Annotated in this window: 13 protein-coding genes; 5 read left to right on the top strand and 8 right to left on the bottom strand. The window is 68.9% G+C overall.

Annotated features, from left to right (window positions below):
• Positions 1-115: 115 nt before the first annotated feature.
• Positions 116-1,339 carry an RNA polymerase sigma factor gene (locus ACZ5IK_RS38125; protein ID WP_465492124.1) on the top strand — a complete coding sequence of 408 codons (1,224 nt, stop codon included), beginning with the start codon at positions 116-118 and terminating at the stop codon, positions 1,337-1,339.
• Here the strand turns inward: ACZ5IK_RS38125 and ACZ5IK_RS38130 are convergent.
• Both ACZ5IK_RS38130 and ACZ5IK_RS38135 read right to left on the bottom strand, forming a co-directional pair.
• The gene (locus tag ACZ5IK_RS38130) at positions 1,336-1,782 is read right to left on the bottom strand and encodes a nuclear transport factor 2 family protein (RefSeq protein ID WP_465492125.1); all 447 of its coding nucleotides are present in this window, start codon (positions 1,780-1,782) and stop codon (positions 1,336-1,338) included. The genes ACZ5IK_RS38125 and ACZ5IK_RS38130 overlap by 4 nt on opposite strands.
• Positions 1,783-1,785: 3 nt before the next feature.
• Positions 1,786-2,661 carry a TIGR03619 family F420-dependent LLM class oxidoreductase gene (locus ACZ5IK_RS38135; protein WP_465492126.1) on the bottom strand — a complete coding sequence of 292 codons (876 nt, stop codon included), beginning with the start codon at positions 2,659-2,661 and terminating at the stop codon, positions 1,786-1,788.
• A 130-nt stretch (positions 2,662-2,791) separates the two neighbouring features.
• Between ACZ5IK_RS38135 and ACZ5IK_RS38140 the strand changes: the two genes are divergently transcribed.
• Positions 2,792-3,577 (top strand): hypothetical protein, encoded by a 786-nt coding sequence (locus ACZ5IK_RS38140; RefSeq protein ID WP_410604134.1) that lies wholly within the window; start codon positions 2,792-2,794, stop codon positions 3,575-3,577.
• A gap of 88 nt (positions 3,578-3,665) precedes the next feature.
• On the opposite strand, the gene ACZ5IK_RS38145 is transcribed toward ACZ5IK_RS38140, so the two are convergent.
• Entirely contained in the window at positions 3,666-4,475 is an 810-nt protein-coding gene (locus ACZ5IK_RS38145) for an Fpg/Nei family DNA glycosylase (protein ID WP_465492127.1), read from the bottom strand.
• Position 4,476: 1 nt separating this feature from the next.
• Positions 4,477-4,950 (bottom strand): ribose-5-phosphate isomerase, encoded by a 474-nt coding sequence (locus ACZ5IK_RS38150; RefSeq protein ID WP_007034718.1) that lies wholly within the window; start codon positions 4,948-4,950, stop codon positions 4,477-4,479.
• Positions 4,951-4,995: 45 nt separating this feature from the next.
• Here ACZ5IK_RS38150 and ACZ5IK_RS38155 point away from each other — a divergent pair, with 45 nt between their 5' ends.
• Positions 4,996-5,739, top strand: coding sequence for a 2-phosphosulfolactate phosphatase (locus ACZ5IK_RS38155; RefSeq protein WP_465492128.1), 744 nt, complete (start codon positions 4,996-4,998; stop codon positions 5,737-5,739).
• Entirely contained in the window at positions 5,736-6,539 is an 804-nt protein-coding gene (locus ACZ5IK_RS38160; RefSeq protein ID WP_465492129.1) for an MBL fold metallo-hydrolase, read from the top strand. Before ACZ5IK_RS38155 ends, ACZ5IK_RS38160 begins: the two co-directional genes overlap by 4 nt.
• On the opposite strand, the gene ACZ5IK_RS38165 is transcribed toward ACZ5IK_RS38160, so the two are convergent.
• Positions 6,536-7,156 carry a mycothiol-dependent nitroreductase Rv2466c family protein gene (locus ACZ5IK_RS38165; protein WP_101605943.1) on the bottom strand — a complete coding sequence of 207 codons (621 nt, stop codon included), beginning with the start codon at positions 7,154-7,156 and terminating at the stop codon, positions 6,536-6,538. The genes ACZ5IK_RS38160 and ACZ5IK_RS38165 overlap by 4 nt on opposite strands.
• A gap of 167 nt (positions 7,157-7,323) precedes the next feature.
• Between ACZ5IK_RS38165 and pepN the strand changes: the two genes are divergently transcribed.
• Positions 7,324-9,900, top strand: coding sequence for an aminopeptidase N (gene pepN / locus ACZ5IK_RS38170; RefSeq protein ID WP_465492130.1), 2,577 nt, complete (start codon positions 7,324-7,326; stop codon positions 9,898-9,900).
• An 87-nt stretch (positions 9,901-9,987) separates the two neighbouring features.
• On the opposite strand, the gene ACZ5IK_RS38175 is transcribed toward pepN, so the two are convergent.
• From ACZ5IK_RS38175 to ACZ5IK_RS38185, 3 genes are all read right to left on the bottom strand, one after another.
• Positions 9,988-10,470, bottom strand: coding sequence for a DUF5130 family protein (locus tag ACZ5IK_RS38175; RefSeq protein WP_465492131.1), 483 nt, complete (start codon positions 10,468-10,470; stop codon positions 9,988-9,990).
• On the bottom strand, positions 10,457-10,720 hold the full coding sequence (gene ctaJ, locus ACZ5IK_RS38180; protein WP_465492132.1) for an aa3-type cytochrome oxidase subunit CtaJ: 264 nt from the start codon (positions 10,718-10,720) through the stop codon (positions 10,457-10,459). The genes ACZ5IK_RS38175 and ctaJ overlap by 14 nt, the downstream gene beginning before the upstream one ends.
• Positions 10,721-11,534: 814 nt before the next feature.
• The gene (locus tag ACZ5IK_RS38185) at positions 11,535-12,029 is read right to left on the bottom strand and encodes an HNH endonuclease (protein ID WP_101605938.1); all 495 of its coding nucleotides are present in this window, start codon (positions 12,027-12,029) and stop codon (positions 11,535-11,537) included.
• Positions 12,030-12,224 lie beyond the last annotated feature (195 nt).

Consider the following 12,224-nt stretch of genomic DNA (forward strand, 5'->3'; position numbering starts at 1 on the left):
AGATACGACAAACTCGCCGTCCGCTACGACACCACCGTCACCATCGCCGCGATCAACGAATGGCTCTGACATCTGAAACAGGCCCTAGAGGACTACTTGCGGTAAGACTGGCGGGGTGAAGGACGATCGTCAGGTGGAAGTGCTCCTGAGGGAGCTGGCCCCGCAGGTGATCGGGTTGCTGGTGCGCAAGCACGGGCAGTTCGACGCCTGCGAGGACGCCGTCCAGGAAGCCCTGCTCTCGGCCGCGCAACAGTGGCCGGAGCAGGGCATCCCGGACAGCCCGAAATCCTGGCTCGCGACAGTGGCGTCACGGCGGCTGGTGGACGAGTGGCGCAGCGAGAGCGCACGACGCCGTCGCGAAGAGAACGACGCGTTGATGGACCCGAGTGAACCATCCACAGTGTCCGCTGTGTCCTCATCGGACGACACGCTCACGGTCCTTTTCCTGTGCTGCCACCCTTCCCTGTCCGCGCCGTCGCAGCTCGCGCTCACCCTGCGCGCCGTCGGCGGCCTGACCACGGGGGAGGTCGCGAACGCGTTCCTGGTGCCGGAATCGACGCTGGCCCAGCGCATCAGCCGCGCGAAGCAGACCATCAAGAAGGCGGGTGCGGAGTTCGTCCTGCCGCCGCCCGCCGAACTCTCCGAACGGCTCCGCGTCGTCCTGCAGGTGCTGTACCTGATCTTCAACGAGGGCTACACCACCAGCGGCGGACCCGACCTGCAGCGTGCCGACCTGACCGTCGAGGCGATCCGGCTGACCCGGCTGCTCCGGCGGCTCATGGCAGGCGAGGACGAGATCACCGGACTGCTCGCGCTCATGCTGCTGACCGACGCCCGCCGCGCCGCCCGCGCCGTCGGCGACGGCTCGCTCGTCCCGCTCGCCGAGCAGGACCGCACGCGCTGGGACAAGGAGATGATCGCCGAGGGGGTCTCGCTGGTGAGCGAAGCCCTCGAAGCCGGACCCGTGGGGCCGTACCAGGTGCAGGCCGCGATCGCCGCCGTCCACGACGAGGCCGCGACCGTGGCGGACACCGACTGGCACCAGATCCTCGCGCTGTACGACGTCCTCGAGAAGGTCTCGCCCGGCCCGGTCGTCACCCTCAACCGCGCCGTCGCGGTCGCCGAGGTCAACGGCCCGGAAGCGGGCCTCGAACTGCTCGCCACCCTCGACGACGACAGCCGGATGAGCCAGACCCACCGGCTCGATTCCGTTCGCGGGCATCTGCTGGAACTGGCCGGGGACACCGGTGCCGCGCGCGAGGCGTACCTGCGGGCTGCGGGGAAGACCGCGAGCGAACCCGAAAAGCGGTACCTGACCCGGCGCGCGGAACGGCTCTAGTCTTCGGCTTTCCTGGCGGTGGCCATGGCGCGATCGGTTTCCCAGTACGCCCGCATCGACACGATCAGCCCGTCCTCGCGGACCCGGTAGACGAACACGCCGTCGGTGTCGACGCGATAGCCGCCGGGCAGGTACGTCGTGATCGTGCCGACGTTCGCGACCTCGTCACCGGCCGCGTGGGAATCGCGGATGGTGAACTGGAAACGCTCGACGTTCCCGATCGTCTTGTCCCAGAAGGCACTGATCCCGTCCTGGCCGTGGTGTCCCTTGCCCTCTTCGTCGAACATGGACGGGCCGACGGGGTCTTCGACGACGGCGTCCCCGGCGAAGAGTGCGAGCCACGCCGCCTTGTCGCCGGCGGTGACGGCGGTCATCGAGCGGAAAGCGGCCTCGCGCGCGGGCGGCTGTGTGGCGGCCGGATCCCAGCAGACGTCGACACCCATGGCTCAGTCTCCGATCTTCGCGATGATCTCGTCGCCGAACTTCTTGATGGAATCGAGCTTCGGGCCGACTTCTGCGTCGAAACCGAGGCCGTCGAACACCCACGGCATGGTGATGATGTCGGTGACGCCGATTTCACCCTGCTCGCGATAGCCGTCGAGACCGAACTTGTCGATGCAGACGGCCTGGTACTCGAACGGGTCTTCGGCGCGGCCTTGGTCGGCCAGCAGCCCGCGCAACTTGACGATCGTTTCGCGGAGGTCGTCGAACTTCATCATCGCCGACGACCAGCCGTCGGCGACGCGCGCGGCCCGGCGCAGCGCGACGTCGGTGTGGCCGCCGATGTAGAACGGCACGCGTGACGGCGGTGTCGGGCTCATGCGGAGCTTGTCGAAGTCGAAGAACTCGCCGTGGAATTCGACCATCCCGCCGTCGAGGATCAGGCGCAGCACCTCGATGGCCTCGTCCACGCGTTTGCCGCGCTTCTCGTACGGCGCGCCGCACCAGCGGAACTCCTCCGGCGACCAGCCGACGCCGAGGCCGAGGCCGAAACGGCCGCCGGTCAGCGCCGCGACCGAGTTGACCTGGCGGGCGAGCAGGACCGGGTTGCGGGAGCCGAGTTTCAGCACGGAGGTGTAGAACGTGAGCCGCTCGGTGACCGCGCCCATCGACGCGGCCGCGACCAGCGGATCGGCCCAGGGCGTCTCCTCGGTCCAGAACCGGCTGCCGTCCGGCGTGTACGGATAGTCGGCCGAGACCGTTTCGGAATAGAACAGGGAATCCGGGAGCGCGATCGAGGAGAACCCCGCCTCTTCGGCGGCGCGGGCGAGCTCGCCCAGCTGATCGAGCGGATTCATCGCGATCGACAGGGTGAACTTCATGAGGCCGAACTATAACGTGTTCTAGTTTGCCCCGCCAGTGGTCGCGGTGACCGGGAGCACTGGCGGGAACCCCCGGCGCGGCGGCCGCGTTGATCGGGCTAAAGGCCGAACGATTCCTGGAGTTGAACCCATGGGTACCGCGATCTTCCTGATCGTGCTCCTCGTCGTGGTGGTCGGCGGCGGCATCTACTTCGCGAAATCCCAGGCGGCGGCCAAGAAGCGCCAGCTGGACGACGCGAAGGCCGACGCACGGCGCCTCGTCGAGCGGCTCGGCGGTCAGGTCATGAACATCACCGGCACGGACACCGCTTCCCAGCAGGCAATGGCGGACGCGTCCGAGCGCTTCACCGCGGCGGGCTCCCAGATGGAGCAGGCGCAGACCGTCGAGCAAGCCCGGCTGGTGCGTGAGACTGCCATCGAGGGCCTCTACTACGTCCGCGCCGCCCGGCTCGCGATGGGCATGGACCCCGGTCCGGAACTGCCCGGCAGCGAAGAGCGCGACCGCGCGGGCAAGGTCACCGAACACCGCTCTGTCGACGTCGAGGGCGAGCACTACGAGGCCTCGCCGGACCCGAGCCAGCGGACGCCGCACTACTACCCCGGTGGGCGCGTGGCGGGCCGTCCGGTGCCGCAGGGCTGGTACAGCGAGCCGTGGTGGAAGCCCGCGCTCGTCGCCGGCGCCTGGGGTCTCGGTTCGATGCTGCTGTTCAGCGCGATGTTCTCCGGAATGGCGGGGATCGCGAGCGCGTCGGCCTGGGAGTCCGGCTACGACGCGGGCCAGGAGGACGCCGGGGCCGCCGATGGCGGCGGTGACGCGGGCGGCGACGCCGGAGGCGACATGGGCGGGGACGCCGGTGGGTTCGACGGCGGCGGCTTCGATGGTGGCGGTTTCGACGGCGGCGGCTTCGACTTCTAGCCGCGAGTCGGTCCCTCAAGCGCTATGAAAGGCCCGTTACTTGCAAATTTTGCAAGTAACGGGCCTTTCATAGCGTCCAGGACCGAGGTCAGGCGGGCTGGCAGGTCGGGCACCAGAAGAGGTTCCGTGCCGCCAGATCGCTCCGCAGCACGGGCGTCCCGCAGACGAGACAGGGCATCCCCTCGCGCCGGTAGACGTAGACCTCGCCCCCGTGCCGGTCCTGCCGCGGCGCGCGGCCGGTCGCCTCGGGCAGGTGTTCCGGCGCGACCGTGTCGATCCGTCCCACCCGGACACCGTGCCGCATGAGCGTCACGAGATCCGCCCACATGTCGTCCCACAGCCCGCGATCGAGCGCGCGGCCGGGGACGAGCGGGGCGACACCGTGCCGGAAAAGCACCTCGGCGCGGTACACGTTGCCGACGCCCGCGAGCACCGACTGGTCCATCAGCAGCGCCGCGATCGACGTCTTCGACCGGGTGATCCGGTCCCACGCCTTGTCCGGCTTCGCGTCACGGCGCAGCGGATCCGGGCCCAGCCGCGCCTTGATCGCGTCGACGCGGGGCGCGTCGAGCAGTTCGCACTGGTTCGGGCCGCGCAGGTCGGCGGAATGCGTCGGGCCGACGAGCCGCATCCGCACCTGCCCGATCGGCTCGCCCGCCGGCAGCGGCTCGTCGGAGAACGTGCCGTAGAGGCCGAGGTGGACGTGCACCGTCCCGTGTGGACCGTAGTCGTGAAACAGATGCTTTCCGTACGCCTCGGCCTTCACCAGCACCCGGCCGTCCAAACGGGACGCTTCGGTGGCGAACCGTCCCTGCGGACTGCTCACCTCGACCGGGTGACCGGCGAAACGGCGTTTGTGCAGACGTGCCAGGCGATGGAGCGTGTGCCCCTCGGGCATGTCAGTGCTCGGGCAGCGGCGGCGGCCAGCCGGTGTTCTCGTAGTCCAGGATCTGCTGGACGCGGCGGCCGTGGCGCTCGTCCGGGCTCGGCGGGGTCGCGAGGAACGCCTCGACGATCTCGGTGGCCTCTTCGGTGGTGTGCATCCGCGCGCCGACGCCGATCAGCTGGGCGTGGTTGTGTTCGCGGGTGAGCTTCGCGGTCTCGACGCTCCAAGCGAGGCCGGCGCGAGCGCCCTTCACCTTGTTGGCCGCGATCTGCTCGCCGTTGCCGGAGCCGCCGACGACGATGCCGAGGCTGCCCTCGTCCGCGACGACCCGGCGGGCCGCCTCGATGCAGAAGGCCGGGTAGTCGTCGGCCGCGTCGTAGACGAAGGGACCGACGTCCTCGACGTCGTGGCCCTGCTCCTTGAGGTGGGCCACGAGGTGGTTCTTCAGTTCGAAACCGGCATGGTCAGAGCCAAGGTAAACACGCACAGCGCGGAGTCTGCCATCACGTTCCGGCGCGGGCATGCTGTGGGGGTGGACATCTGGGGCCAGACCGAAGCGGACATCAGACTCGAATGGGGACCGGAAGGCGTCGCCGCCCTCGGTGGGAACTGCGCGGTCCTGATCATCGTCGACGTACTTTCCTTCTGCACCAACACGGATCTCGTCCTCGGCAACGGAGGGCGCGTGCTGCCGGTCCGCTGGCGCGATCACCGCGGCGAAGATGCCGCGAAAGAGCGAGGCGCCATCCTCGCGGGTGAAGGTGAGTGGACTTTGCGACCTTCGTCTGTGACGGAAATCCCTTCCGGCACCCTCCTCGCGCTTCCCTCCCCCAACGGCGCCACGCTCTGCGACGCCGCCGCCACGACCGGTGCCGAAGTCCTGGCGGGCTGTCTTCGCAACGCCGGCGCGGTCGCCGCTCGCGCGGCCGAACTGGCGGACGGCGCGCCGATCGGGGTCGTCCCGGCAGGGGAACGCTGGGGCATCGACATGCACACCGAAGCCAAGAAGTTCGGACCGCTGAGGCCCTGCGTCGAGGATCAGCTCGGTGCGGGCGCGATCATCGCCGCGCTCGGCGACTACGGCCGCCCGTCCGCCGAAGCCCGGCTCGCGGCGATCGCGTCCAAAGCGATCGACATCGCCGAAGCGCTGACAGAGTGTTCCTCAGGGCGCGAGCTCGCCGCGGCCGGGCACGCGAACGACGTGACCCTCGCCGCCCGGCTCGACACGAGCAGCACGGTTCCGGTGCTGCGCAACGGAATTCTGGAGGACCTGTGACTTGGCTCGAACTCGCGGACGGTGTGTACGCCCGCCGTTACGAGGAGCTGGACCTGACCGTCGGCCTGGTCGTGGGCAGTGACCGCTGCCTGGTCGTCGACGTCCGCGGCGACGTCGAGCAGGGCGCCGAACTCGCCGCGGCGGTCCGGGAGATCACGCCGCTGCCGTGGTCGGTCGTCTACACCCACGCGCATTTCGACCACGCCTTCGGCACCACGCCGTTCCTGCCGTGCGACGTCTGGGCGCACGAAGGCTGTCTGACCGAGCTGACCACCTACGGCGAAGGCGCGCGGCGTAAGTGGATACAGCACTACCTCGGGGAGAACCGCCCGGAGATGGCGAAGGCGCTGGAGCGCACCGTGATCACCCTGCCGGACAAGCCGGTCTCCGACACCGCCGAGATCGACCTCGGCGGTCGCACGGTCGTGTTGCGGTTCCTCGGCCGGGCCCACACCGATCACGACCTGTTCGTGCAAGTCCCCGACGCGGGAGTCATCTACGCGGGTGACGCCGTCGAGAACGCCGAAGCGGGCTTCAGCGCCTACTCGTTCAACGAGGACAGCTCACTCGTGGAGTGGACCGAGGTGATGGGCGCGATCCTCGACCTGGAGCCGAAGATCATCGTCGCCGGGCACGGGGCGCCGGTCGACACCGCCTTCATCGAGAAGCACCGCGAAGGGCTGCGCGAGCTCACCGCGCTCAAAACCGCGATCGCGGCAGGAGACCTCACGACGGACGAAGCCGTCGCGAGGTCCTCCTACCCCGACGATGTCACCAGAGCGGCACTCGCGACGGCCTAGTCGAAGTTCAGATCCCCGGACCGGGTGCGCTTCAGCTCGAAGAAGTCCGGGTAGCTCGCCAGCGCGCGGGCGCCGTCGAAGACCTTGACGGCGTCCTCGCCGCGCGGGATCGAGCTGAGCACCGGGCCGAAGAAGGCGACCCCGTCGATGTGGATGGTCGGCGTGCCGACGTCCATTCCGACCGGATTCATACCTTCGTAGTGACTCTTTTTCAGCGCCTCGTCGTACTCGGTCGACTCGGCGGCCTCGGCCAGCTCCGCCGGGGCGCCGATGGCTTCGAGGGTCTCCTTGATGACCTTCGGGATGTCCTTGTCGCCCTGGTTGTGATGGCGCGTGCCGAACTCCGTGTAGAAGTCGCGCAGGGCCTCCTCGCCGTTCTTCTGCGCCAGCGCGGTCGCGACGCGGACCGGGCCCCAGCCGCGGTCCAACAGCTCCTTGTACTGCTCAGGCAGGTCCTCGCGGCCGCTGTTGAGCTCGGACAGGCTCATGATCCGGAACCTCAGGTCGAGGTCGCGGTGCTTCTCCACCTCGAGGATCCAGCGCGAGCTGATCCAGGCGAAGGGACAGATCGGATCGAAGTAGAAGTCGACCTTGGTCGTCTCGGACGGGGCGGTCATCAGGTTCTCCCAGTGCCATCGTCTTGGGTGGGCCAGTACACGCAGGGTGCTACACAGCGAGCCAACATCGCGGCCGTCGGCGTTGTTCCCGTCGTCAGCACCGGCCTGGACATGATTGGATGCCTGTAGTTGGAAACCAAAACCGATACCGATGACCAGAGGTGCCAGTGCCCGCCCCCAACCTGACCCGAGACCAAGCCAAGCTGCGCGCGGATCTGCTCGACGTCGAGTCCTACGACATCGAACTGGACCTGACCGACGGCCGCGGCGGTCCCGGTGAGAAGACCTTCAAGTCGAAGACGACGATCAAGTTCGCGAGCGCCAGAAGCGGCGAAGCGTCGTGGATCGACATCGTCGCCGAGGGGATCGAGTCGGCCGTCCTCAACGGGACGGAGCTCGACGTCAGCGGGTACGTCGAGGACAAGGGCGTCGAGCTGCCCGGACTCGGCGAGTCGAACGAACTCGTCGTGGACGCGGTCTGCCGGTACATGAACACCGGCGAAGGCCTGCACCGGTTCGTCGACCCGGTCGACGACGGCGTCTACCTCTACACGCAGTTCGAGACCGCCGACGCCAAGCGCATGTTCGCCTGCTTCGACCAGCCCGACCTCAAGTCGGTCTACCGGCTCACCGTGCTCGCGCCGAAGGACTGGAAGGTCATTTCGAACGCGCTGGTCGAGTCGGCCGAGGAGACCCCGGAAGGGGCCGTCCGGACCGTGTTCAAGGTGTCCGAGCGGATCTCGACCTACCTGGTCGCGCTGATCGCGGGCCCGTACAGCGTGTGGCGCGACGAGTACTCCGACGAGCACCGCACGATCCCGCTCGGCATCTACTGCCGCTCCTCGCTCGCCGAGCACATGGACGCGGACAGGCTGTTCACCGAGACCAAGCAGGGTTTCGCCTTCTACCACGAGAAGTTCGCCACCCCGTACCCGTTCTCCAAGTACGACCAGCTGTTCGTGCCGGAGTTCAACGCGGGCGCGATGGAGAACGCCGGCGCGGTCACCTTCCTGGAGGACTACGTCTTCCGGAGCCGCGTCACGCGCTACTACTACGAGCGCCGCGCCGAGACGCTGCTGCACGAGATGGCGCACATGTGGTTCGGCGACCTGGTCACCATGCGCTGGTGGGACGACCTGTGGCTGAACGAGTCGTTCGCGACCTTCGCGAGCGTGCTGGCCCAGGCCGAGGCGACCGAGTACAAGAACGCTTGGACCAGCTTCGCGAACATCGAGAAGTCGTGGGCGTACCGGCAGGACCAGCTGCCCTCGACGCACCCGATCGCGGCCGACATCGTCGACCTGCACGCGGTCGAGGTGAACTTCGACGGGATCACCTACGCCAAGGGCGCGAGCGTCCTCAAGCAGCTCGTCGCCTACGTCGGGCTCGACCACTTCCTCGAAGGCCTGAAGGTCTACTTCGGCAAGCACGCCTGGGGCAACGCGACCCTGGCTGATCTGCTGGGCGCGCTGGAAGAGGCCTCCGGCCGCGACCTGTCGTGGTGGAGCGCGCAGTGGCTGGAGACCACCGGCCTCAACTCGCTGAGCCCGCGCTACGAGGTCGGCGCCGACGGGAAGTACACCGCCTTCGCCGTCACCCAGACCGGTGCCAAGCCGGGTGCCGGTGAACTGCGCGCGCACCGCGTCGCGGTCGGGGTCTACGACGAGGACGAGAACGGCAAGATCGTCCGCAAGCACCGCGTCGAACTCGACATCGACGGCGAACGCACCGAGGTGCCGGATCTGGTCGGCCTCCCGGCGGGCAAGCTCGTGCTGGTCAACGACGACGACCTGACCTACTGCACGATGCGGCTCGACCCGGCGTCGCTGACCACGCTGATCGACCGCATCGCCGACATCACCGATCCGCTGCCCCGCACGCTGTGCTGGTCTGCGGCGTGGGAGATGACGCGCGAGGCCGAGCTCAAGGCCCGCGACTTCGTCACGCTGGTGCAGCGCGGCGTGCACACCGAGACCGAGGTCGGCGTGGTGCAGCGGCTGCTGCTGCAGGCGCAGACGGCGCTGAACTCGTACGCGAACACGACGTGGGCGGCGGACAAGGGCTGGCCCGAGTTCAGCTCGCGGCTGCTGGAGCTGGCGCAGGGCGCCGAGGCCGGTTCGGACCACCAGCTCGCCTTCGTGAACTCGCTGGCCGGTTCGGTGCTCGACGACAAGACGCTGCAGATCATCTCCGGCTGGCTCGACGGCACGGCACCCCTGGAAGGCCTGACCGTCGACACCGACCTGCGCTGGCGGCTGCTGCACGCGCTGGTCGCGCACGGCAAGGCGGAGAACCCGGAGATCGACGCGGAACTCGCCAAGGACGACACCGCCGCCGGACGGCGTCAGGCGGAGCGCTCGCGGGCGCTGCGGCCGACCGACGAGGCGAAGGCCGACGCGTGGCAGCGGGCGGTGTACGACGACGAGCTGCCCAACGCGGTCAGCGACTCGCTCATCACCGGCTTCTCCCACCCTGGCCAGAAGCACCTGCTCGGCGATTACGTGACGCGCTACTTCGACGTCATCGACGAGGTGTGGCAGCGGCGCTCCAGCGAGCGCGCGCAGCCGACCGTGGTCGGGCTGTTCCCGTCGTGGGCGGTCGTGGCGTCGACCGTGGAGGCGTCGGACGCGTGGCTGGCCGGGGAAGACCACCCCGCCGCGCTGCGCCGTCTCGTGTCGGAAGGCCGGGCCGGGATCGTGCGGGCGCTGGCCGCCCGTGAGTTCGACTCGCAGGCCGGGCTCTAAGTCCCGTAAACGCTAGGAAAGGCCCGTTACTTGCAAATTTTGCAAGTAACGGGCCTTTCCTAGCGTTTTGGAGCCGGAGCAGGGTGCTTAGTGCTGCGGAGCGCCGGCCTGGTCGCTCAGCATGCGGAGGGCGTTCACGATCCCGCCGACGAGGTCGCCTTCCTTGAAGGAGGCCACCATGCTGGCCACGGCGAGTTTCGCGCCGCGGTCGGGCAGGCGGTGCTTGGCCTGCGAGCCCGTCACGATCTCGATGGCACGCTGCCCGGGCGACACGGCGACGAACACGCCGTCGGCCGGGTTGTCGGTCGTGGCGAGCAGGCCCTCGGCCGCGACGCGGGTGTCCTCGCCGAGGTCGCCGAGGTACACGCTGAAGTCCAGGCCGGTCTCGCGGCTGGCCAGGGTCAGCGCCTCGTCCAGCCGGGCGAGCTGCTGGGTCGTGAATGGGCTGATCGGCCCAGCCGGTTCGTACATCTTGGCGGCGGAGATCCGGCCGCTGGAGGTAACGACGGCGCCGTAACCGGGCTCTTCGTCAACAGCGGTGGACGAATGGGTCAGTTCACCAGTTGCCACGAGCGCCTCCCGTCACCGAAGTCACGTTCGCCGCGCCGACGGCGGTCGCGCCGCCCGTGTTCGCGTGCGAATGCCTGGCGCCGACACCGTCGGGGTTGGCGCTCCACCACATGGCCGGGTACTCCCACGGCTGCCCCGGCCGGTACCGGGCGATGCCCGCGCCCTTCGACCGCAGCGTGGCCACTCCGCAAAGCGCGTAGATGGCCAAGGGGATCACCGCGAAGACCAGGATCGTCTCGACAAGGTTCACGCGCGTGAGCGTATCCGACGGGGGTCGGGAACGCCGGGCCGCACCCGGTACGCACCCGCGCGAACGTGCTCCGCGACACGGACCGCTCACCGCCGGGAGGGGGCCGTCCGCCGCTTGCCGCGAAAGCGCTCCCACGTTGAGCCGAAGCCCTCAAGGCCGAAAGGTTGCAACTCAACGTACGGGCGGCCGCACCCGGCGCTGTCGTCTTGTCGCGGCCTTGAAATCCTCGTAGCTTTTTCACCTGTACGGGCCTTGCGCCCGGCTCCCACACCCAGCAGGTAACGCACCGGTCGCAGGAGGATATGTCATGCAGAGCACCCAGACACCCGGCCAGGCGATCATCGACGACATTTCGTCACTCTTCGAAATTGGTTTTGTCCCCGGTACGCGTGTGACGGCGGGCACACGGGTTACGCGCGGTACACGCGTCACTCGCGGTACGCGGGTCACCGCCGGAACCCGGGTCACTCGTGGCACCCGCGTGACTCGTGGCACTCGCGTCACCGCCGGCACTCGCGTCACCAGGGGAACGCGCGTCACTCGCGGCACCCGCGTGACGGCCGGAACCCGCGTCACCTGCGGAACCCGCGTCACCTGCGGAACCCGGGTCACTCGTGGCACCCGCGTCACCCGTGGCACGCGCGTCACCTGCCAGAGCGACTTCTCCCTCGCCGCCTGAGCCGAAGCACGGCCGGCTGACAGGGAAACGGCGTACTTGCAGCGGTAGAGAGCTTCATCACGGCATCATCGGCCCGCCCCGGCCGCCGAAAGGCAGCCGGGGCGCCGACGTGTTCAGAACCTGGTCGAGGCCCGGTCAGGCCGCGGTTCCCAGGTACGGCCGCCACAACGGGTCGGCCTCCTTGGAATGCGCGAGCAGCCGCCAGTGCGGCCCGTGCGGGGCCCTCGGCACGACGCGCAGCCGCCAGCCGATCTCGGAAAGCAGCTTGTCCGCCTTCCGGTGGTTGCACTTGGCGCAGCAGGCCACGCAGTTCGTCCAGCTGTGGGGACCGCCCCGGCTGCGCGGGATGACGTGGTCGATCGTCTCGGCCCGCCCTCCGCAGTAGGCGCAGCGGTACCTGTCGCGATGCATCAGCCCGGCCCTGGTCAGCGGCACCTGCGCGCGGTAAGGCACGCGCACGTAGGTGCTCAGCCGGATCACCGAGGGCACGGGCAGCGAAACCGAAGCGGCGTGCAGTTCGAGCCCTGCCGGGTCGCCGTGCACCACCTCGGCCTTGCCGCACATCACGAGGACCACAGCGCGCCGCAGCGGCAACGCCGTGAGCGGCTCGAACGTGGCGTTCAACAGCAATACCCGTCTGCGGCCCCAAGACGACGCTGTGGTCGTAGTGGGTACCGCCGAAGTCGACGGATCCCGCCCTCTACGCTGTCCGGGCGGGCGGGCAACACCCCCTGGCCGCGTTCCCGGCCCGCCCGGTGGAGCCCCGTGCGAGGGGGCACCTCCCGGATGAGCGCGCAACACGACCTCCGGCGCCTGTCCGGCCAA

It is taken from the genome of Amycolatopsis sp. NPDC031561 (assembly GCF_055580625.1).